Source organism: Flavobacterium sp. UBA6135 (assembly GCF_002428305.1).
In the GTDB taxonomy this organism is placed as follows: Bacteria; Bacteroidota; Bacteroidia; order Flavobacteriales; family Flavobacteriaceae; genus Flavobacterium.
In genome coordinates this window covers 34157-55412 of record NZ_DIVJ01000040.1, presented here as the reverse complement: position 1 = coordinate 55412, position 21256 = coordinate 34157, and the positions used below count along the sequence as shown (strand labels likewise).

The 21256-nt window shown below is 35.7% G+C and carries 19 protein-coding genes; 13 read left to right on the top strand and 6 right to left on the bottom strand.

Annotated elements, in window-relative coordinates; translation table 11 throughout:
- Nucleotides 1-225: 225 nt before the first annotated feature.
- A complete protein-coding gene (gene uraH / locus B3L86_RS10565; RefSeq protein ID WP_188360980.1) occupies nt 226-633 on the top strand; it encodes a hydroxyisourate hydrolase in 408 nt (135 codons plus the stop codon).
- A 505-nt stretch (nt 634-1138) separates the two neighbouring features.
- Here uraH and B3L86_RS10560 read toward each other — a convergent pair.
- Nucleotides 1139-1882 carry a hypothetical protein gene (locus tag B3L86_RS10560; protein ID WP_291118735.1) on the bottom strand — a complete coding sequence of 248 codons (744 nt, stop codon included), beginning with the start codon at nt 1880-1882 and terminating at the stop codon, nt 1139-1141.
- A gap of 315 nt (nt 1883-2197) precedes the next feature.
- Between B3L86_RS10560 and B3L86_RS10555 the strand changes: the two genes are divergently transcribed.
- The 5 genes from B3L86_RS10555 to B3L86_RS10535 all read left to right on the top strand — a co-directional run bounded on the left by B3L86_RS10555 (nt 2198) and on the right by B3L86_RS10535 (nt 6470).
- Nucleotides 2198-3535 carry an ammonium transporter gene (locus tag B3L86_RS10555; protein ID WP_291118732.1) on the top strand — a complete coding sequence of 446 codons (1338 nt, stop codon included), beginning with the start codon at nt 2198-2200 and terminating at the stop codon, nt 3533-3535.
- 76 nt (nt 3536-3611) lie between these two features.
- Nucleotides 3612-4106, top strand: a complete 495-nt coding sequence (locus tag B3L86_RS10550) for a nuclear transport factor 2 family protein (RefSeq protein WP_291118729.1) — start codon at nt 3612-3614, stop codon at nt 4104-4106.
- Between the two features lie 69 nt (nt 4107-4175).
- Entirely contained in the window at nt 4176-4613 is a 438-nt protein-coding gene (locus tag B3L86_RS10545) for a hypothetical protein (RefSeq protein ID WP_291118727.1), read from the top strand.
- A gap of 18 nt (nt 4614-4631) precedes the next feature.
- Nucleotides 4632-5216: a hypothetical protein gene (locus B3L86_RS10540; protein ID WP_291118724.1), complete on the top strand. Its 585-nt coding sequence runs from the start codon at nt 4632-4634 to the stop codon at nt 5214-5216.
- Nucleotides 5217-5429: 213 nt separating this feature from the next.
- Nucleotides 5430-6470, top strand: a complete 1041-nt coding sequence (locus B3L86_RS10535) for an endonuclease (RefSeq protein WP_291118721.1) — start codon at nt 5430-5432, stop codon at nt 6468-6470.
- Between the two features lie 6 nt (nt 6471-6476).
- Here B3L86_RS10535 and B3L86_RS10530 read toward each other — a convergent pair whose 3' ends face one another.
- A complete protein-coding gene (locus B3L86_RS10530; RefSeq protein WP_291118718.1) occupies nt 6477-7427 on the bottom strand; it encodes an L-threonine 3-dehydrogenase in 951 nt (316 codons plus the stop codon).
- Nucleotides 7428-7612: 185 nt separating this feature from the next.
- Here B3L86_RS10530 and B3L86_RS10525 point away from each other — a divergent pair, with 185 nt between their 5' ends.
- The 3 genes from B3L86_RS10525 (at nt 7613) to B3L86_RS10515 (ending at nt 13253) form a co-directional block, all read left to right on the top strand.
- Nucleotides 7613-8209: a hypothetical protein gene (locus tag B3L86_RS10525; protein ID WP_291118716.1), complete on the top strand. Its 597-nt coding sequence runs from the start codon at nt 7613-7615 to the stop codon at nt 8207-8209.
- 46 nt (nt 8210-8255) lie between these two features.
- Nucleotides 8256-11564 (top strand): transcription-repair coupling factor, encoded by a 3309-nt coding sequence (mfd, locus tag B3L86_RS10520; protein ID WP_291118764.1) that lies wholly within the window; start codon nt 8256-8258, stop codon nt 11562-11564.
- Between the two features lie 174 nt (nt 11565-11738).
- Entirely contained in the window at nt 11739-13253 is a 1515-nt protein-coding gene (locus B3L86_RS10515) for a T9SS type A sorting domain-containing protein (RefSeq protein WP_291118714.1), read from the top strand.
- An 85-nt stretch (nt 13254-13338) separates the two neighbouring features.
- Here B3L86_RS10515 and B3L86_RS10510 read toward each other — a convergent pair whose 3' ends face one another.
- From B3L86_RS10510 to B3L86_RS10500, 3 genes are all read right to left on the bottom strand, one after another.
- Entirely contained in the window at nt 13339-13998 is a 660-nt protein-coding gene (locus tag B3L86_RS10510; RefSeq protein ID WP_291118711.1) for an aspartate kinase, read from the bottom strand.
- A 64-nt stretch (nt 13999-14062) separates the two neighbouring features.
- Entirely contained in the window at nt 14063-14422 is a 360-nt protein-coding gene (locus tag B3L86_RS10505) for a YraN family protein (RefSeq protein WP_291118708.1), read from the bottom strand.
- A 26-nt stretch (nt 14423-14448) separates the two neighbouring features.
- Entirely contained in the window at nt 14449-15345 is an 897-nt protein-coding gene (locus B3L86_RS10500; RefSeq protein ID WP_414655132.1) for a S66 peptidase family protein, read from the bottom strand.
- Between the two features lie 288 nt (nt 15346-15633).
- Here B3L86_RS10500 and metG point away from each other — a divergent pair, with 288 nt between their 5' ends.
- Genes metG through B3L86_RS10480 form a run of 4 tightly spaced genes read left to right on the top strand, consistent with a single transcriptional unit; the run spans nt 15634 to nt 20766 of the window.
- Nucleotides 15634-17691 (top strand): methionine--tRNA ligase, encoded by a 2058-nt coding sequence (gene metG, locus B3L86_RS10495; RefSeq protein ID WP_291118701.1) that lies wholly within the window; start codon nt 15634-15636, stop codon nt 17689-17691.
- A 2-nt stretch (nt 17692-17693) separates the two neighbouring features.
- A complete protein-coding gene (locus B3L86_RS10490; protein WP_291118697.1) occupies nt 17694-18389 on the top strand; it encodes an HAD family hydrolase in 696 nt (231 codons plus the stop codon).
- Nucleotides 18390-18427: 38 nt separating this feature from the next.
- Nucleotides 18428-19864: a hypothetical protein gene (locus B3L86_RS10485; protein ID WP_291118694.1), complete on the top strand. Its 1437-nt coding sequence runs from the start codon at nt 18428-18430 to the stop codon at nt 19862-19864.
- Nucleotides 19864-20766 (top strand): histone deacetylase family protein, encoded by a 903-nt coding sequence (locus tag B3L86_RS10480; RefSeq protein WP_291118691.1) that lies wholly within the window; start codon nt 19864-19866, stop codon nt 20764-20766. The genes B3L86_RS10485 and B3L86_RS10480 overlap by 1 nt, the downstream gene beginning before the upstream one ends.
- Here B3L86_RS10480 and B3L86_RS10475 read toward each other — a convergent pair.
- Nucleotides 20760-21236, bottom strand: a complete 477-nt coding sequence (locus B3L86_RS10475; protein WP_291118688.1) for a CBS domain-containing protein — start codon at nt 21234-21236, stop codon at nt 20760-20762. The genes B3L86_RS10480 and B3L86_RS10475 overlap by 7 nt on opposite strands.
- Between the last annotated feature and the right edge of the window lie 20 nt (nt 21237-21256).

Genomic DNA, 21256 nt, shown 5'->3' with positions numbered 1-21256 from the left:
AATACAATGCAAAGGACTGAAAAATAACAGTTTAAAAACTTCGTTTCAAATGTTTAAAAGTAACGTTTTAGTAACCTTACTTTTGCCAATCGTTGCTTTTTTCTGCTTTTTACCGCATTACCAAAAAAACACAAAACGGCTGTAAAGCCTTTATTTACAACCGTTTTGCCTGTTCTTAATCTTTGATGTATATTTACTGAAAATTTATTTTAAAAAACATAAACTATGAAAAATTTAATCCTGACGTTTCTATTTATTTTAATTTCAATGACTTCCTTTTCTCAAACAAAAACCTATCAATTATCCAGTCATATTTTAGATGTTTCAAAAGGTTTGCCGGCTTCGGGGGTCACTATTCAACTCGAAAAAATGAATGAAAAAAACAAAAAATGGACCTTTGTTGATGAGAAAATAACAGATAAAAATGGTAGAATCTCAGATTTTTTGAGTCAAGAAAAAAACAATAACGGTATTTACAAACTAACCTATTTCACCAGTGATTATTTTAAAGAAAATAATACAGAAAGTTTCTATCCATTTATAGAAGTTGTCTTTCAAATAACTGACAATAGTCATTATCATGTTCCTATAACGCTATCTGCATTTGGATATTCAACCTATCGAGGAAATTAAAAAATTAATTAATCAACAGGAGAAGAGTATACTTATGTGATTTCTTCTCCTGTAGATTTTATTTAGTTTCTTATTCTCCTGCCGCTCGAAGTCTAACACGATGCTCTTCGAAGCCTACTTAATGCCATGATACTCCCCGGCTCCATTAAGTCTGCCCAGTGCTACGTTGCTCTTAGTAGGCTATGACTTCGTAGCAATCCCCGTTTCAATCTGAAAACCGGTTAAGCTCACACGCCCTGATTTTGCTTCTACCTAGACAGACTGGACCTACCTGCCATTAAACAGGGTAAACAAAATAAGGCAGTACACAACATCTTGATTATTCGATGCTCTCCCTCCCTCAAAGCCAAAAAATACAACCGAAAAGAAATACAAGGTTTTGTAAAGGACTACATCGAGAATTGCGGAAAATAAATAGTCTCCTATCCCTTTTCATTGTCCGTCACTCTAAAAAACCCGCAACTCGCAACCCGCAACCCGCAACTCCCAACCCGTAACCCGCAACCTACTCCCCCATAAACCGCACCCCCTGCCAAATCGCCTCCTTAAACAAATACTTTTCACCACCAACAACCTGATAAAACCGAACACCCACCACCGGAAACAAAGTCCCCGTCATTACAATACTACCATCCAATGCCACCGTAACAGAGCTGTCTGCAAAATCCTTATCCAAAAACAAGGGAGCAGCCATATGAAGTTGAAAAGTCAAAGCAGTAAAATCTACATCTAAAACCCCATACCGCAACTCCACCAACGTAGCCCCTTTAGGAAAAACCAACCGGCTCAAGTCCAAATCACTTACCGTCAAACCGGTAGACCCGGCAGCAACCTGATACGTCCCCGGCAATAAATCTTCCGGCGAACGCTCTGTCAAATCAAACTCCCGCCACAATTTCTTCCCCATCGGAGTAGCCAAACCCAAAGCAACATCACGCTTACCGCGTTCCGAAACGGCATCTAACGTTTTTATTTCCTGCAACACTCTTATCATACGACCATGTCGTGTTGGGTCTTTACATGACCGTAAAAAAGGCTCCAACCCCATCCGAAACAAAAGCTTAACTCGTGACACCCGCCCAAATTCACTGGCATTCTCTCGAACACGAATCATACTTGGTTTCGTTTTGATAGCCTTACTGTTATATCCGCCTCCTGCTTTTCGAACCAATGAACCAAACTTCGTTTGATAAAAATTTAACCCATCAATAGTTCCTTTTAATTTGATTATTCCGGTTTGTCTAGCCATAACATATGCGATTCAAGTGAATAGCAAAGATAGGGAAAACTAGATATTAAAGCGTATTTGAAGTATATTTAATGCATTTATACTACATATTTATAGCATATCATAGTAATGGATGATAAAGCCTACACAAGGAACATACTTAGGTTTTAGCAATAGTTACCTAAATTCAGACAGTGCTTTTTTAAATATCTTAATAAAAGTAACCTTTAATTATATTAATGACAAAAATTATCAAGATACATATTTTTACATAGGGGTATTAAGTAAATATTTAATGATTTTACTATTTTTACCCTATAAAAAATAGGGGTAAATATGAAAATAGAAAAACGATGGATAATTTCATTTATCCTAATTAGCTTGGTTGCCATCAGTGGTTTATTCTGGAAACCTACCGAAGCCTTAGAAGCAACAGGTTTCAATGCGGCAGATACAATCGTCACAGCAGATGTCGCTTGGTTGTTAACCTCCTCCTGTTTAGTACTACTCATGACCCCCGGATTATCATTTTTCTATGGTGGAATGGTAGGTAAAAAGAACGTTATTTCCACCATGCTTCAAAGCTTTATTTGCCTTGGTGTAGTTACATTGCTTTGGGTAGTAGTAGGTTTTAGCCTGGCATTTGGCTCCTCAATTGGCTTTACCCTAAACGGCACACATTACGGAATCATTGGAAACCCTCTCGATTTCGCCTTCTTTGACCAAGTAGGCGTGTTGCCTCATAGTCAAATGGCGTCCACTATCCCTTTCATTCTCTTTGCCTTATTTCAAATGAAGTTCGCCGTAATCACACCAGCAATTATTACGGGTTCTTTCGCTGAACGCGTAAGATTCATTTCCTACCTACTGTTTATTTGTTTGTTCACCTTGTTAATCTACACCCCTCTTTGTCACATGGTCTGGCACCCCAATGGTTTACTGGGAAGCTACTTTGGCGTAAAAGATTTTGCCGGAGGAACCGTCGTACACATGAGTGCCGGATTTGCCGCACTAGCCGGTGTATTAGTACTGGGCAAACGCAAAAATAGCGAGCACATTCCAACCAACATCCCTTTTGTGTTACTAGGTACCGGCATGCTGTGGTTTGGTTGGTTCGGGTTCAATGCCGGTTCCGCTTTAGCCGCAAACAGCACCGCCGCTTTAGCCTTTGCAACAACAACTGTTGCCTCAGCCGCCGCCATGCTGACTTGGATTTTCTTTGACCGCCTTCACGGAAGAAAAGTTTCTGCTTTAGGTGCCTGCATCGGAGCTGTTGTTGGACTCGTAGCCATAACCCCGGCAGCAGGATTCATCACCATTCCACAAAGTATATTTTTTGGATTCATCGCAGCAATTGCCTCCAACAAAATGCTCTACTGGAAAAAGCTAAAAGCTATTGATGATACCCTTGACGTCTTTGCTTGCCACGGAGTGGGCGGAATTATGGGAATGGTTCTAACAGCCATTTTCGCTCAAGGAGAAAATGCCAGTTTACTGTATGGCGGTTGGTCCGTGTTTTTACATCATATGATAGCCTTGGTTTTAGTGGCCGCTTTCACTTTCTTTGGAGCCATTTTATTATACAAAATAACCAACAGCATTATTCCACTTCGGGTTTCAGAAGAATCAGAACTAATCGGACTGGATTTGTCACAACACGATGAAAAACTCTAAGCACAAATCAGAAAAAAAGTGTGTACCTTTGATAAGTTACTAATCCAGTTTTACAAACCATTTAATCTTATAACCCTTGAAAAAGTACCTTTTTATAGTGTTGTTTTGTTTCGGATGTAATACACCAAAACCAACAGAAACCGCAAAAGCAGAAGTCAATGAGATACTTGACCAATGGCACAAAGCCGCAGCTGAAGCAAACTTTGACAACTATTTTAACGCACTCTCCGAAGATGCTATTTTCATCGGAACTGACGCCACCGAAAATTGGAACAAAACCGATTTTATGGCCTATTCCAAACCCTATTTTGACCGCGGAAAAGCTTGGAGCTTTAAAGCCTTAGAACGCAATGTATTTATTGCTGCCGATGGTAAAACAGCTTGGTTTGACGAATTACTGAATACCCAAATGAAAATTTGTAGAGGTAGCGGTATTTTGACCAACGAAAACAACCAATGGAAAATTAGACACTACGTACTTTCCATGACCATACCAAACGAAAACAGCAACGTAGTAATTAAAGCTAAAGATTCTTTGGAATCCCTACTTATTCAACAACTTCAAAAATAATTCTACTTTTTTAAAACCATACCGATTGTTATCTCGTAACTAAGTGAAACAAACTAAAAACACTTGGTTATGAAGTTACATAAATCACTAAAAATTGCTTTAGCATGCACCTTGGGTGTATTCCTCTTACTTTTCATTGTTTTAGTAGTTCACATTGCAACGGCTAAACCGGTTGAACTGGACAATGCAACTTATCAAATTAGCAGAATCGACTTCAAAGAACCTCTGGATTCTTTGAAGATGAAAGAAATCAGACGCAATCTAAAATCCATTCCCGGAGTTAAAAACGACCGTTTTAACCTTGAAAATGGTGTAGTTGTTTTTTATCACGACAACCGTATTGTTGATGCTGAAGGGGTCTTTAACCAACTGCAAGCCAAAGGCAACTACAACGCAGAACGTTTTGTAATCTCTGATGAAATTGCGTCAAAAAAAGTGTGCCCGGCAATGAATACAAATAGTTTCAGCTATAAATTCTCACGAGGCATTCAACGAATTTTTAATTAATCTTTAAATTTATATGTTATGACTAAGTATTCTAAAATGGCTGTATTCGCCTTGTTTTTAGGACTGGGGTCGCTATCCGTTTCTTGCAACAGCGATGACGATAAGAGCACTCCGGCCGAATTGAGTTTGTATGAAAAACTGGGAGGTTTCTCCAAAGTAGCCGACCCTAACAACCCATCAGCAATGATTGAACAAGGTAGATTGAGCTACCGTTCAGTAGTTGATAGTACCATCACCCTAATTGTTGCCGATATCGTTAGTGGAGCTAACGGAAATTTAGGTGCCCATTTTGCCCCGGTGGTAGGTGAAGTACTTTCAGGAAACACTACAAATGTTGCCGTATTAAGCAAGAATTTAACCGATTTCTTTTCTGCTAATACTGGTGGAGGTGCTACAAATACCTACAGTGGTTTGAATATGGTAGATGCCCACAACCCGGCAACCAACCCACGAATGGGAGTAAAATCTACCAATGCCAACTACGATAAATTCATCGGCTATGTTGGAGCAGCCGCCGGATTAAATGGTGTAACCGATCCAACATTGATTGGTGAAGTAGTTACCGTTTTAGAATCGCTAAGAGCCCCAATCGTTCAAGAGTAGTCCTAAATCTACTTTTCTATAAGAAAAACCGCTTTATCTTGTAAAGCGGTTTTTTTTATTATATTGATTTAAAGATAGTTATGTGTTTACATGCCTGAATTTTAACAACTGTTTTGCCTGATTTAAAATAGGGCATTGTACTTTTGTAGTTCCAAAAACAAATACCACACTTACGCGAAAGTGAAAGTGTGCCCATTTACTAAATACCACATCATGAAAAAAACAATACTATTGTTTTTCTATTTTTTTGTTGCCTTAAGTTTTGGGCAAGTCCCCGAATATTACGCTTCTGTTAATTTCAATGACACCCCGGAGAACATAAAAAACCAACTTTCAAACTTGATTACTTTCACCCATCAAACTTTTTTAGTGTACACTCCTGAAACATGGATTGCCATAAAAATGACCGACCTCGTCCCAACAGACAACACAAAGGTTTTATTGGTTTATGGTTATAATGACAACGACCAAGCTACTTTTAATGATAGAACCCGTTCTGTTAATGACAATTGTACCACCACAAGTTGTATTGGTTTGTGGAACAGGGAACATGTTTTTCCACGCTCATTGGGTCAACCAAATCTTGGTTATGAATTTGCAGGTTCCGATGTGCATAGTTTGAGAGCCTGTGATTCACAAATGAACTCAGCAAGAAGTAATAGAAAATTCGCTCAAGGCTCCGGAAATGCAGGAATAGTAGGCCCTGATTTTTATCCTGGCGACGAATGGAAAGGCGATGTCGCTCGAATGATGATGTACATGTATTTGCGATACCAAAGCCAATGCTTACCAACAAATGTAGGTGCAGGTTCCACAGCATTAAGTCCTTTGGGCGACATGCCGGATATCTTTTTGCAATGGAATGCCGAAGACCCGGTTTCTGTATATGAAATGAACCGTAACAACATTTTAGAACAATGGCAAGGAAATAGAAATCCGTTTATTGACAATCCCTACATTGCCACGTTGATCTGGTCGGGACCACCGGCACAAGATAATTGGAATCTTTTAAATATCACACAATCTACTTGGGACACCGTAACGGCTTATCCAACAATAACTGCTGACCAAGTGTATGTTAGCAATTCAACCGGAATGGACATTAAGTATGAAGTAAATTCAACTGTTGGACAACAAGTAAAATCCGGACAAACAACCAATCAAATTGATTTATCAGCTTTGCCTAGTGGGATGTACATCATCCGTTTAGAGCAAAACCAATTGCAAAAAGTAGTAAAAGTAATTAAACGATAAAAGCCACTACCCGATTTGGTGCTTTAGATTCTCTAGCATTTCAACCGTCATGGTTTCCATGTCATAGTTGTGCTTCCAATTCCAATCCGTTCTGGCTGTACTATCATCAATTGATGCCGGCCAACTGTCAGCAATCTTTTGACGGAAATCAGGAGCATACGAAATGGTAAAATCAGGAATGTGTTTCTTGATTTCAGCCGCAATTTCTTTAGGTGTAAAGCTAATTCCGGCCAAATTATAAGAAGACCGTATTTTTATTTGCTCTTTTGGTGCTTGCATAATTTCAATAGTAGCTCTAATCGCATCTTCCATATACATCATTGGCAGTTTGGTTTCTTCAGAAAGAAAACATTCAAAACTACCGTCACTTAAAGCTTTGTGATAAATATCAACCGCATAATCTGTTGTGCCACCACCTGGAGGAGTTGACCAACTGATTAATCCAGGATAACGAACGCTTCGAACATCTACACCAAAAATGTTGTGGTAATACTCACACCAACGCTCACCGGCTTGTTTAGAAATTCCGTACACCGTAGTGGGTTCCATGACTGTAAACTGCGGTGTGTTTTCTCGTGGTGTTGTGGGACCAAAAACCGCAATGCTCGAAGGCCAAAATATCTTTTTAATCTTTCCGGCTTTAGCAATATTCAGCACGTGAAAAAGTGAATTCATATTCAAATCCCATGCAAAAGCAGGGTTTTTTTCTGCGGTAGCCGACAATAAAGCAGCCATTAAATACACTTCTTCTATTTGATATTTTTCAATAATATGTTCAATCTGATTAAAATCTAAGGCATTTAATACTTCAAAAATCCCATCATTCACTACGTCATTATTCAACTTGCGAATGTCAGATGCAATAACATTTTCAACACCATAAAGTTTTCGTAGTTGCAGTGTGAGCTCTGTGCCTATTTGACCGCAAGCTCCAATAATAAGGATTTTTGTATTCATAATAGTGGTAAAATTTGACTACAAATATAACGTTTTCGTAAGTGGAAAAATTAATTTCTCTCAAAGAGTTTGTGATATTTTGCTGCTGATTTATCCCATCTATTTATAATAATTTATGGAAGTCTTCACAACATTGCGTAAAGTTTCTGTTTACCTTTGTATTTTTGAAAACTAATTCATTTCAAATGATTAAAAGATTAGCATTGTTTCTGCTTCTAATTACCCTATTCGTTTCTTGTAAAGATGACAACGAAAAGCGATTGATTGCACAAGAAAAAGAAAGACAAAAGAAAGAAGTTATCTTCAATAAAATCAATAATTCATGGCGTTTTAGAACAATCGAATTGCAACCTAAAGCTCAAGCATTAATTGGAGATTGGTCGGAATGGCGTTTGTTTTTTACGGAACTAAATCAAAAACCAACAAGTTCTATTGGTGCCTTTCAAAACAAATCAAAAGACTTATCAAAAAAAGCGGAAGAATTGGTTGAAACCATACCGGCTGCACTTTTTATTCCGGAATTTAAAAGTAGGTTTTTAGTGTTGTCTACACAATTTCGATCGTTGGAATTATATTTGACTCTGGATGACATTCCCGATGAAAAAGTCATTTATTTTATCAATGAAATCAACAAACAATTGGCTTCTATAGAGTTACAATTAGAAGAACTTGTCAGAAGAAGTGAAGTCCCAATAGAACAAGGTGAAGCCGATTTACTTCGCATGTTAGACACTTCAAGAGCCGTTAAAAATGTTCCTAAAAACATAGAAATCATTGAATAAATCGGATATTCTTTCGCTATATACCAAATCATCCAAAGTAAATTGGATAGCTACCGCATTAGAACAGCCACAAGCCAAACTACAAATCAAAGGCTTGGTGGGTTCTTCATTTTCGTTAGTACTTCAGTCCGTATTTGAAAAACAGCAACTGCCTTTTTTATTGCTGTTTCAAGATAAAGAAGAAGCGGCTTACTATCTGAATGATTTAGAACATTTGGTCAATGATCAAGATGTTTTATTCTATCCAAGTTCGTACAGACGACCCTATCAAATTGAAGAAACCGACAATGCCAATGTGTTGTTGCGTGCCGAAGTTTTAAACAGAATCAATTCAAGAAAAAAACCGTCCATTATCGTAAGTTACCCCGAAGCTATTTTTGAAAAAGTAGTTACCCGAAAAGAACTGGATAAAAACACGTTAAAAGTTAGTGTTGGCGATAAAACCACAATCGATTTTATAAACGAAGTGTTGTTTGAATACCATTTCAAACGGGTTGATTTTGTATCAGAACCCGGCGAATTTTCAGTTCGTGGTGGTATTGTTGATGTTTTTTCTTTTTCTAATGACAATCCCTATCGCTTGGAGTTTTTTGGAAATGAAGTGGACAGCATTCGAACCTTTGATGTGGAAACCCAACTTTCCTTAGAAAAGCAAAATAAAATTGCCATTATTCCCAATGTAGAAAACAAATTTTTACAAGAAAACAGAGAAAGTTTTTTAGATTACATCCACCCTAAAACGGTGCTCTTTATTCAGAACACTGAAAATATTTTGTCACAATTGGACAAACTTTTTGACAAAGCTACCGAAGCATTTCAAAAATTATCCAAAGATGTCAACCATGCCAAACCCGATGAATTATTCATAAACCAACATTTCTTCAGCAAAAAAGCAAATGACTTTTCTATTGTGGAAATTGGAAATTCTTCTTTTTTTAATCCCACTAAAGAAATTGAATTTCACATGCAACCGCAACCTTCGTTCAACAAGCAATTTGATTTGTTATTGAATAATTTGAATGAAAATCATTTTAATGGTTTTAAAAATTATTTGTTTTGTTCCAATGAAGGCCAAGCCAATCGTTTTCACGACATCTTTGAAAGTTTAGATGAAGAAAATCATGAAGATGTAAGAAAGCAATACAAAACCATTGTCTTTCCGTTATACCAAGGATTTATTGATGAAGAAGCACTAATTGCAATTTATACAGACCATCAAATTTTTGAGCGTTACCACAAATTCAGCATTAAAAACGGGTATTCCAAAAAGCAAACCATTACACTAAAAGAACTAACCACACTTTCTGTTGGTGATTATGTAACACATATTGACCACGGAATTGGAAAGTTTGGTGGTTTACAAAAAATTCAAGTGGAAGGCAAAACGCAAGAAGCCATTAAATTGGTTTATGCCGATAATGATATTGTGTATGTAAGCATTCACTCACTGCATAAAATTTCGAAATACAACGGAAAAGACGGAACACCCCCAAAAATATACAAACTGGGTTCCAACGCTTGGAAAGTTTTAAAACAAAAGACAAAAGCTCGTGTAAAACACATTGCTTTCAATTTGATTCAACTCTATGCCAAACGCAGATTGGAAAAAGGATTTCAATATGCTCCGGACAGTTATTTGCAAAAAGAATTGGAAAGTTCTTTTATTTATGAAGACACCCCCGATCAAATAACTGCCACCCAAGATGTGAAAAACGATATGGAAAGCGATAGACCCATGGATCGTTTGGTGTGTGGTGATGTTGGTTTTGGCAAAACAGAAGTTGCAATCAGAGCGGCATTTAAAGCGGTGGATAATGGAAAACAAGTGGCTATTTTGGTGCCAACTACCATTCTGGCTTACCAACACCACAGAACGTTTACGGAACGTTTGAAAGACATGCCGGTTACCATCAATTATCTCAACCGATTCCGAACCGCAAAACAAAAGTCAGAAACCCTGAAAGGTTTAGCAGACGGAAAAGTAGATATCATCATTGGAACGCATCAATTGGTGAGTAAAGATGTGAAGTTTAAAAATTTGGGTTTATTGATTATTGACGAAGAACAAAAATTTGGAGTTAATGTAAAAGACAAACTGAAAACCATCTCTGAAACTGTTGATACCTTAACGTTAACCGCAACACCCATCCCGCGAACGTTACAATTTTCATTAATGGCAGCTCGTGATTTATCGGTTATTACTACGCCTCCTCCCAATCGATATCCGATAGAAAGTCAAGTTATTGGTTTTAGTGAAGAAGTAATTCGGGATGCCATTTCCTATGAAATTCAAAGAAACGGTCAGGTTTTCTTTATCAATAACCGAATTGAAAACATCAAAGAAATTGCCGGAATGATTCAGCGACTTGTCCCTGATGCAAGAGTTGGCATTGGTCATGGTCAGATGGACGGCAAAAAATTAGAAGAATTGATGTTGGCTTTTATGAATGGTGAATTTGATGTTTTAGTGGCCACAACAATTATTGAAAGTGGTTTGGACGTGCCAAATGCCAATACCATTTTCATCAATAATGCCAACAATTTCGGATTGTCTGATTTGCATCAAATGCGAGGGCGTGTGGGTAGGAGTAACAAAAAAGCATTCTGTTATTTTATCACGCCGCCTTATTCTGCCATGACTGACGATGCGAGAAAACGCATTCAAGCCCTAGAACAATTCAGTGAATTGGGAAGTGGTTTCAATATTGCCATGAAAGATCTTGAAATCAGAGGAGCCGGAGATTTGCTTGGTGGCGAACAAAGCGGTTTTATCAATGAAATTGGTTTTGATACTTATCAAAAAATCATGAATGAAGCCATTGAAGAATTGAAAGAAAATGAATTCAAGGAATTATATCAAACGGATGAGGATAGTGATGCCAAAGAATATGTAAAAGACATCCAAATTGACTCTGATTTTGAAATGTTGTTTCCGGATAATTACATCAATACCATTTCTGAACGGTTGATTTTATATAATGAACTAAGCAACTTAAAAACCGAAGAGTCACTTTTGGCCTATGAACAAAGACTCATTGACAGATTTGGCCCTTTACCAAAAGAAGCCGTTGCTTTATTGAACAGCATCCGAATAAAATGGAAAGCCACTCAAATTGGAATTGAGAAACTCGTGTTGAAACAAAGTAAAATGATTGGTTATTTTGTCGGCGATCAACAAAGTGATTTTTACCAATCGTCTCGATTTCACAAAGTATTGCAATTTGTACAACAAAACGGAAATCTCTGCAAAATGAAAGAGAAAGAAACCAAAAACGGTTTGCGTTTGTTATTGACTTTTGAAAATGTGAAATCGGTTAAAAAGGCGTTGGAATTGATGGAGATGGTAGGAGGTTAGATGATTTTAACTATCTATTTTGCTATATACCAACACAATAAGCATTCAAGTCTGGCATGTTTTCTTCAAAATTTAATATCTTTGCATTCTAATCAATCCTTTAAAGGCAGATAAACTTACTTAATAAAAACAATCTCTTGTTTTCCACATTATGTTTAGTACATTTTAATTTTTGTGAATAAAAATAATAATATGTTTTTCAGACTCTTAATCTTACTTTTATCGACTTCTTTTGTTTATTCTCAATCTCCGGGATCTCTAGATACTACCTTTGGCACAAATGGTATCAGTGGCCACACGCTTACAATAAACAATATATTACACGGATTGTCTGTTCGTGATTTTCATATATTACCTAATAACAAAATTTTAGCTGTTGGAATAGCCCAAAATGGTTGCTCATCAACACAAAATCAATTTGGTTTTGTCATGCGATTAAATAATGATGGTTCGCTAGATTCAACATTTAATAATGTAGGTTATGTTTTGTTTTTTAATTATTTTTTTCAATCAATTGTACCATTAAATAATGAAACTTTTTTTATAGTTTCAACTAATCATTTGTTGAAAATAAATGCTGATGGCAATCCTGATGTTTCATTTGGTAGTGGTGGTTTTTTATCATTAAATTTTCAAGCTTTTAAGGCTATTATTGCTCAAAATGGAAAAATACTGATAGGGGGCAGAAAAATGAATGCATCGGCACAATGGGAAGTGCTAGTTACTCAAATCAACGTAAACGGAACGATAGATAACAGTTTTGGAGATAATGGTTCGGTTATTATTCCACATCAAAGCGGTGCATCAACAACATTTGGAGGTATACACATTGATAATCAAAATAGAGTTTTACTTGCTTGTCGCAGACAAGTCTCTCAAAACAACGGAAAAATTATTGTTTTCCGTCTAACACAAAGTGGAGTATATGACACTTCATTTGCTACAAATGGTATATACTTTGAAGATTTTCATTTTAACGCAAGAACTCAAGATATAAAAACTACACCTGACGGAAAAATTATTATCGCTGGAAATGGTCAACTTACATCATTTGGAACTCACGGACTGATTTTAATTCAATTAAATGAAAATGGCACTCTTAATACCAATTTTGCTACAAATGGCAGAGTACATCTTCCTATATATAGTGAATCTACAGCAAACTCTCTACATGTTCTTACTGATGAAAGCATAGTTGTAACAGGCGGATATGAAAGCTCTTATATAGCAAAATTTAACAACCTAGGAATAATTGCTACTGATTTTGGTGAGAATGGTGTTGTTAATCAATTTTTCTTTGATTGGACAGGTTTTAATACTGCTTCTAAAATAATTGATAATAAAATACTACTTTCAGCAAATACCGCCTTTGCTCATTGTTCACAACAAAAGTATGAAGCTTTGTTTGCCCGTTTCTTCTTAAGTAGCCAAAGTTTAGAAATTCCACCTGCTGAATATGGTTCTTTTGAATTGTATCCAAATCCTGTAAAAGAAAAATTATATATTAAATCTATAGATAAAATAGAGACGGTAGAAATCTTTTTAACAAACGGCAAAATAGTGAACTTAAATAATATTTTTGTAGAAGACTTAAATGTTGTGGACTTAAGCAATTTAAGTTCAGGAATTTATGTTATAAAAATCGCTACAAAGAAAAATTTTATCACAAAATATATTATAAAAGAGTAAGTTTAAAAAGCCAATCAAAGTAACTTAATCTCAAACGAGTAGGGAAAAAATAAAATGTTCCATATCATTAAAACTTATCAAGTCGTTACAAACTCTTCAAATCTTTAATCACTTTAAATGCCAAATCAACTTCTTCTTCGCTTACCAAAACAGTAAACTCGTTTGAGGTAGAAATTACTTCGTTGATGCTGATTCCTTCCCAAGCCAAGCGTTGAAAAATATAATAATAAACTCCCGGAACCGAGACATTATCTTTTGGAAGTTTTACGGTAATTGAAGCCAATTTATCTTGTTTTTGAAACAAACGCTCGTTGGCAAAATGTTTCAAAACCAAATGGCTTACTACATCACTTACTACAATATTGGTTTCATTTACACCTCTTGACGAGGTATAAAAAATATCTTGATAGGAATTAATTTCTGAAATTAAATCGGCTTGTTTATCTAAAATGGTGTCAGAAACGGCAAACGTATAATCGGTTAAAGAAGAACGAACCGTAATTTCTCCAAGGTTTTTCAACACTTTTAAAATCCTGTGATTCAATCTAAAATCCAAATCTTCAGACAAGCGTTTTAAAGCCATCACAATAGCTCCTTGTTTCACATCTTTGCCCAATTCTTGCTCCAATTCAGGCATCATGTTTCTTGCCAAAGAAGTCAAATTGATGATTCCTTGTGACAATGCACTCAATAAAAAGGGTTTGGTTTTGATGTAGTGTTCTACAACAGAAGAAATCGTTTTCATAGTTGTGTGATTTATTTCCAGACAAATATACTACTAAAATACAATTTGTTACAAATATAACAGCTTAAAAGTAGAAAAAAGCATCTTCCAAGTGTTCTATTTTAAACTCATCGGATTCTTTGTGAATGGCGATAATATCAAACCGCACTTCAACGTCCATATCGTTTTGAATGACATATTCATTAACTGCTTTTACCAAAAGCTGAATCTTTTTGGGTTTAACAAAATCTTGTGGCAATCCAAAATCTATCGAAGAACGGGTTTTTACTTCAACAATAGCCAAAATATTTTCTTTTTGTGCTATAATATCAACCTCAGCTTTTTGAAAAGTCCAATTGGTTTCCAGAATTTCATACCCGTTTTCTTCTAAAAACGCTGCTGCCTCCTTTTCTCCAAATTTACCGAGTTCATTGTGTTCTGCCATAATATAACTTCAGAATTCAACATTCATTATTCAAATTTCAAAACCGTTCCACTCTCAGAAACCTCCAACAAAACTTGCCTCCCAAATACCAACGCCCTATTATCAGGAATGTGTCCGGCAGGAAAATTATACACCATCGGAATGTTATATTTTTTTGTAATATCTTCAATGATTTCCAAGGCATTTTTTCCCCATGGAATGTCGTTGTCTTTCATTTTTGTCATGCTACCCACAACAATTCCTTTCAAACTTTCAAGACAACCATTTCGTTTTAAATTCATCATCATTCGGTCAACATGATACAAGTATTCATCTAAATCTTCAAGAAATAAAATTTTATCTGAACAATCAACAGCAGAATTTGACCCAAACAAACTGTATAAAATAGATAAATTTCCACCCACCAATTCGCCTCTTGTTGTTCCGATTTTATTCATCGAATCATAAGGAATGGCGTATGAAAGTGGTTCTCCAAACAAGGCCTTTCGCAAACTTTCTTTGGCTTCGGGTGTAGCTCTCGGAATATTCACAGGCATCATTCCATGAATGGATTGAAAACCCAAATTATTTAAATGAGAATGCAAAACCGTTACATCACTAAACCCAATAATCCATTTTGGATTTTGCTTGAACTTAGAAAAATCGAGTAAATCAACTATTCGAACCGTTCCATATCCGCCTCGAACACACCAAATAGCTTTCACATTCGGATTGTCTATTTGGGTTTGAAAATCTTTTGCCCGCTCTTCATCCGTTCCTGCCAATTGATTGTTGTCTAAACCAATTGAGGAGCCAATCACAGTTTTTAAACCCCAATTTTCAAGAAACTCTTGAATGTTTTTCAAATCGTCGTTCAAATGTTTTCGGGCAGTGGCTACAATGGCAACCGTGTCGCCTTTTTGTAAATAAGGAGGAACAATCATTTTTTTTTCCATTTGTGCATTTGCGTTGAAAAATAGTGAGAGCAGTGTAAGGGTTAGTATTTTTTTCATGATTCACTGATTTTCATCTAACAAATAAACAACTATTTCTTGTTTGAAACAACGTTTTTATGAAATTGAATCGCTCTCAGAATCGCTTCTTGAAAAAAATAAAATGCAATCTCTAAAGCCAATGCCTCTTGTCTGTGCGATAAAAAACTTATTTTTGCATCAGAAAACTTTAACGGTTGCCTTTTTGCAGCTTTGCGACTTGGCGATAAACAAAATTTTATGATAGATAATCCAAAAAGATATACGATTACGGCGGCATTGCCTTACACGAACGGACCGATTCACATTGGGCATTTGGCGGGCGTTTATGTTCCGTCTGATATTTATGCTCGTTACTTGCGTTTGCAGGGGAAAGATGTGGCGTTTATTTGCGGTAGCGATGAACATGGCGTGGCGATTTCGATGAAAGCCAAAAAAGAAGGAATTACGCCTCAGGAAGTGATAGATAAATATGACGGAATTATTCGGAAATCGTTTGTGGATTTTGGGATTTCGTTTGATAATTATTCGCGGACTTCATCTAAAATTCACCACGAAACGGCTTCTGCTTTTTTTAGAAAATTGTATGAGAACGGTGATTTTATTGAAGAAACGAATGAACAATTGTATGATGCGAAAGCCGATCAGTTTTTAGCCGATCGTTTTGTGGTGGGCACTTGTCCGAAATGTGGCAACGAGGAAGCATATGGCGACCAATGTGAAAAATGTGGATCTACGTTGAATGCAACTGATTTGATTAATCCGAAATCTACAATTACGGGCGAAACTCCAATTTTGAAATCGACTAAGCATTGGTTTTTACCTTTGGATAGATATGATGATTTTTTGAAGGAATGGATTTTAGTTGGTCATAAAAATGATTGGAAAACCAACGTTTTGGGTCAGGTGAAATCGTGGTTAGATGATGGTTTGAAGCCGAGAGCCGTCACTCGTGATTTGGATTGGGGAATAGATGTTCCTGTGGAAGGTGCCGAAGGCAAGAAATTATATGTTTGGTTTGATGCTCCGATAGGTTATATTTCTTCTACTAAAGAATGGGCTGCCAGAGAAGGAAAAGATTGGGAACCGTATTGGAAAGATGCAGACACAAAATTGGTTCATTTTATTGGAAAAGATAACATCGTTTTTCATTGCATTATTTTCCCGGCAATGTTGAAAGCCGAAGGCAGTTTTATTTTGCCTGATAATGTTCCGGCGAATGAATTTTTGAATTTGGAAGGAAATAAATTATCAACGTCTAAAAATTGGGCGGTTTGGCTACACGAATATTTGGTTGATTTTCCGGATAAACAAGATGTGTTGCGTTATGCTTTGACAGCAAATGCTCCGGAAACGAAAGACAATGATTTTACTTGGAAGGATTTTCAAGCGAGAAATAATAATGAATTGGCAGCGGTCTATGGGAATTTCATAAATCGTGTGGTGGTTTTGACGAATAAATATTATGATGGGATTGTGCCTCAACCGAATGAATTTTCGGAAGTTGATGAACAGACTTTAGCAGAATTAAAAGCTTATCCGGCGGTGATTGCAAGTTCAATTGAAAGATACCGATTTAGAGAAGCACAAGGCGAATTGATGAATGTGGCTCGATTAGGAAATAAATATTTAGCCGACGAAGAACCATGGAAAATGGTGAAAACAGATCCGGAACGGGTAAAAACACAAATGTATGTGGCATTGCAAATTGCGACTGCTTTGGGGATTTTGTCTGAGCCTTTTTTACCATTTACTTCAAATAAGTTGGTTAGCATTTTACAAACTGAATCAATTAGTTGGGAGAAAGTTTCCCAAACATCGGAATTGTTAAAACCAGGTCATCAAATCGGTCAAGCTGAAATTTTATTTGCTCAAATTGACGATGCCGAAATACAAAAACAAATAGACAAATTAGAAGCCACAAAAACCGCAAACAAAATGGAAAACAGAACTGTTGAGCCTCAAAAGGAAACTACCACATTTGAAGATTTTTCAAAACTAGATATACGCGTTGGAACGATTTTAGAAGCCGAAAAAATGCCTAAAGCCAATAAATTATTGGTTTTAAAAGTGGATACAGGAATTGATGTCCGAACAATTGTTTCGGGAATCGCAGAACATTTTTCACCGGAGGAAGTCATTGGAAAACGAGTTACGGTATTAGTGAATTTAGCACCAAGAGCCTTACGTGGTGTTGAAAGTCAAGGGATGATTTTAATGACCAATAATGCCGAAGGGAATTTGATTTTTGTAAATCCGGATGCGGATGGGGTGGATAATGGAGCGTTGATATCGTAATTATGGATAACAAACCAACAATAATCGCTTTCGACGCCGACGACACCTTATGGCACAACGAACCTTATTTTGACGAAGCCCAAGAACGCTTTTGTGAGTTGTTTCAGGATTTTGCTTCAAAACAGGAAATATTAGGTTTAATTTTAAACCACCAAGTTAAGAATTTACCTTTATATGGTTTTGGAATCAAAGCGTTTACCTTGTCCATGATTGATTCGGCTTTGGAATTGACGAACCAATCGATTTCGGGTCAAAACATTGCAAAAGTCATACAGATTGGAAGAGAATTATTGCAAAAACCGGTAGAATTATTGCCGGAAGTTGAAAGTGTTTTGCAACAACTAAACGGAAAACACAAATTAATCGTGGCCACAAAAGGTGATTTAAAAGACCAACACCGAAAACTTCATGATTCAGGAATCGGACATTATTTTCACCATATTGAAGTCATGAGTGATAAAACAGATGTGGATTATAAAAAAATGTTGGGCCGTTTAGATATCGAACCCAATAATTTTGTTATGATTGGCAACTCCTTAAAATCAGATGTTTTGCCGGTTTTAAATATTGGTGGTCACGCCATTCATATTCCATATCACACCACATGGGAATATGAAAAAATTGACTTTGAGATCAATCATCCCAATTTTAAATCATTTGAAAATATTACGCAAATCATTCCGTTACTAACAAATTGAATAAAGATAAAGTTACTTTAATTTTAAAGTTTCCTTTCATGAAAACCATATTGACTTTTTTATTTGTTTTTGGAATCTCTTGTGTCACTTTTTCGCAAAAAGTTCTGAATTCGTTTTCAATTCAACAAAACAAGGATTCCATTGTTTCTATTTATCCTTTTGTTGATGAAAGAAACCATGAATCGTATATGCTTCTTCACTATCCAAATGAAATTGTTACATATAAATTTAGTGTAGGATTCAGAAAAACAGATTCCATATCGGCAAAAATTGAATTAAAAAAAGAAGAATATATTGTTGGACATAGTTTTGAAGAGGAAGAAATAACCTTGTTTACAACAAAAGATAATTTTCAATCCATTATTAGGATTGTTGTTGATTTTGAAAATAAAATATTCCGAAAAGACCCATTTGATTTTAAAATAAACAATGAAAATATAATAACTTGTTTTAACGCTGAACAATCGTTTCATGTTTTAACTTTTGAAGAGACTAAAAATGAAATCGTAAGCTTTACATTTAAAAATTTGGATGCTCCTGAAACAAGAAAATTTGATCTGTCAAAAATTCAATTTACAGATAATGACAATAAATCGCTATCCTTAAAAGCGGTTTTTTTTAATAAAAAAGACGATGATTTTTCACCTTTTCCAATAATGTCTTTTGAAAATAATTATCCTTTTACCTTGATGGATTCTTATGTTAAGCGAAAACTTTTTTTCCATCATGACAAGTATTATTTGCTACTGAATTACAACAGTAATTTTACACATGTTCTTGAGTTTGATTCAAAAAGTGCAAGTGTAACCGATTATAAAATTCCTGTTTCCCCATTAAATGAAAGCTATAAAAACAATAGTTATTTTATGGATGGACTCATTTTTGAACAAGTTTCTAATTCAAATGAATTTGCTTTTTCCATTAAAAATTTAAAAGGTGAAATTTTAAAAGAATATAAAGTAAACCTGAAAGAATCCATTAATTTTAAAAATTCAGAGTTCAGATATGAAAATTCAGAGACTGATCAACCCGTAAAAATTAAAAATACAAAATCATTTCTTAAACGACTACACAAAACCAATCCTGCAATTTCGGTTTACAAACACCACTCCAATTATTTGATTACCATGGGTGGCATCAGCAGTAAGGAAAAGAGTCCCGGTTGGGGATTATTGGCTGATTTAGCCATAAATGGAATTTTGATTCTAAATGGCGAAGGAGGTTATGAATCTTACTTTTATAACAATAAAAATGGATACAAATACAAAAGTGTTTCATTTGACGCCTTATTTGATCAAAATTTAAATCCTATTACGCGTGCTGTTCAAGCTACAGGAATGGACAAACTAATGAATTTTATGGATAAAAATAAGGAGTCTTCAACAATTGTTTTTTTTAAAAGAGGAAGTCATTTTGTTTTAGGATATAAAGATTGGAAAACAAATGAATTCATTTTTAGAAAATTTGAAGATTAATGTTTCCTATTGCTTTTCATGCCATTTACAAACATCCATTACCGGAAGGTCATCGCTTTCCGATGATGAAATATGAATTGTTACCCCAACAATTAATGCATGAAGGAACTGCCGTTTCATCTGATTTTTTTGAACCAGAACGCTGCGATTTGAAATCAGTTTTGGCAGTGCATTCAAAAGAATATGTCTCAGATTTGTTGCAATTGAGCTTAGAACCAAGAGCCGTTCGAAAAATTGGTTTCCCCTTGTCTGCCGTATTGGTTGAACGAGAATTGCGAATTGCCGAAGGCACCATCATAGGAGCAAAAAAAGCTTTTGAGGCCGGAATATCTTTTAACATTGCCGGAGGAACACATCATGCATATACTAATCGTGGTGAGGCTTTTTGTTTGTTAAATGATCAAGCCATTGCGGCTCAATATCTGTTAGAACAGCAATTGGCAAAAAGCATTTTAATAGTTGATTTAGATGTTCATCAAGGAAATGGAACAGCAGAAATTTTTCAAAACAACCCATCAGTTTTTACTTTTTCCATGCATGGAAAATCCAACTATCCGTTTAAAAAAGAAGTGTCAGATTTGGATATTGCTTTGGAAGACGGAACTACTGATGAAGAATATTTAGAAATACTCACAGAGGAATTACCTAAAATTATCAATCAACAAAAACCTGATTTTATATTTTACTTGGCGGGTGTTGATATTTTAAAAACCGACAAACTAGGAAAGCTTTCCTGCTCTATTGAAGGTTGCAAAAGAAGAGATACCCTTGTTTTTGAATTGTGTAAAAAGCATGAAATTCCGGTTCAAGTAAGCATGGGAGGTGGTTATTCGCCTGAACTCAAAACAATCGTTGAAGCTCATGCAAACACATTCAGAATAGCAAAAGAGTTTTATTATTGATTGGCAATATGCCAATTGGAACCCGACCATTGTAAAACCGCTTTCAATACATTTTTTTGACTAATCAAACCAATTAATTTACCTTGATGAACCACAGGGAAATTTCGTTTTTTTGTAGATAAAAATTTATTGGCTACGTCAAGTAAATTTTCATCGGGAGTAACACAAATTACGTTTGGAGTCATAAAACGTTGCACACTCATATCATCCATTGGAAGATTATAATACTTACTTTCTGAAATTTGTTTGATACAATCTCCCTCAGAAATGATTCCAATAACTTCGTTATTTTCTGAGACAATTGGACCGCCTGAAATACCATTTTTTACAATTGCATCCATCACTTCCAGAATGTTTTGAGAAGCAGAAAAACTCACAACCGCCCTGTTCATATAGTTTTCAACACAAATTTTTTCTTGTTCCGGAGCTGTTTTTCCAATCATTTCTCCTTGATAACTTTTGATACCCATAGCTAAGAGTTTTAATATTA

What these genes read in the sequence shown, in the direction of transcription:
- uraH (WP_188360980.1), top strand. Translation starts at nt 226, where the DNA reads ATGAAAAATTTAATCCTGACGTTTCTATTTATTTTAATTTCAATGACT.
- B3L86_RS10560 (WP_291118735.1), bottom strand. Translation starts at nt 1,882, where the DNA reads ATGGCTAGACAAACCGGAATAATCAAATTAAAAGGAACTATTGATGGG.
- B3L86_RS10555 (WP_291118732.1), top strand. Translation starts at nt 2,198, where the DNA reads ATGAAAATAGAAAAACGATGGATAATTTCATTTATCCTAATTAGCTTG.
- B3L86_RS10545 (WP_291118727.1), top strand. Translation starts at nt 4,176, where the DNA reads ATGAAGTTACATAAATCACTAAAAATTGCTTTAGCATGCACCTTGGGT.
- B3L86_RS10540 (WP_291118724.1), top strand. Translation starts at nt 4,632, where the DNA reads ATGACTAAGTATTCTAAAATGGCTGTATTCGCCTTGTTTTTAGGACTG.
- B3L86_RS10535 (WP_291118721.1), top strand. Translation starts at nt 5,430, where the DNA reads ATGAAAAAAACAATACTATTGTTTTTCTATTTTTTTGTTGCCTTAAGT.
- B3L86_RS10530 (WP_291118718.1), bottom strand. Translation starts at nt 7,427, where the DNA reads ATGAATACAAAAATCCTTATTATTGGAGCTTGCGGTCAAATAGGCACA.
- B3L86_RS10525 (WP_291118716.1), top strand. Translation starts at nt 7,613, where the DNA reads ATGATTAAAAGATTAGCATTGTTTCTGCTTCTAATTACCCTATTCGTT.
- B3L86_RS10510 (WP_291118711.1), bottom strand. Translation starts at nt 13,998, where the DNA reads ATGAAAACGATTTCTTCTGTTGTAGAACACTACATCAAAACCAAACCC.
- B3L86_RS10505 (WP_291118708.1), bottom strand. Translation starts at nt 14,422, where the DNA reads ATGGCAGAACACAATGAACTCGGTAAATTTGGAGAAAAGGAGGCAGCA.
- B3L86_RS10500 (WP_414655132.1), bottom strand. Translation starts at nt 15,345, where the DNA reads ATGATTGTTCCTCCTTATTTACAAAAAGGCGACACGGTTGCCATTGTA.
- metG (WP_291118701.1), top strand. Translation starts at nt 15,634, where the DNA reads ATGATAGATAATCCAAAAAGATATACGATTACGGCGGCATTGCCTTAC.
- B3L86_RS10490 (WP_291118697.1), top strand. Translation starts at nt 17,694, where the DNA reads ATGGATAACAAACCAACAATAATCGCTTTCGACGCCGACGACACCTTA.
- B3L86_RS10485 (WP_291118694.1), top strand. Translation starts at nt 18,428, where the DNA reads ATGAAAACCATATTGACTTTTTTATTTGTTTTTGGAATCTCTTGTGTC.
- B3L86_RS10480 (WP_291118691.1), top strand. Translation starts at nt 19,864, where the DNA reads ATGTTTCCTATTGCTTTTCATGCCATTTACAAACATCCATTACCGGAA.
- B3L86_RS10475 (WP_291118688.1), bottom strand. Translation starts at nt 21,236, where the DNA reads ATGGGTATCAAAAGTTATCAAGGAGAAATGATTGGAAAAACAGCTCCG.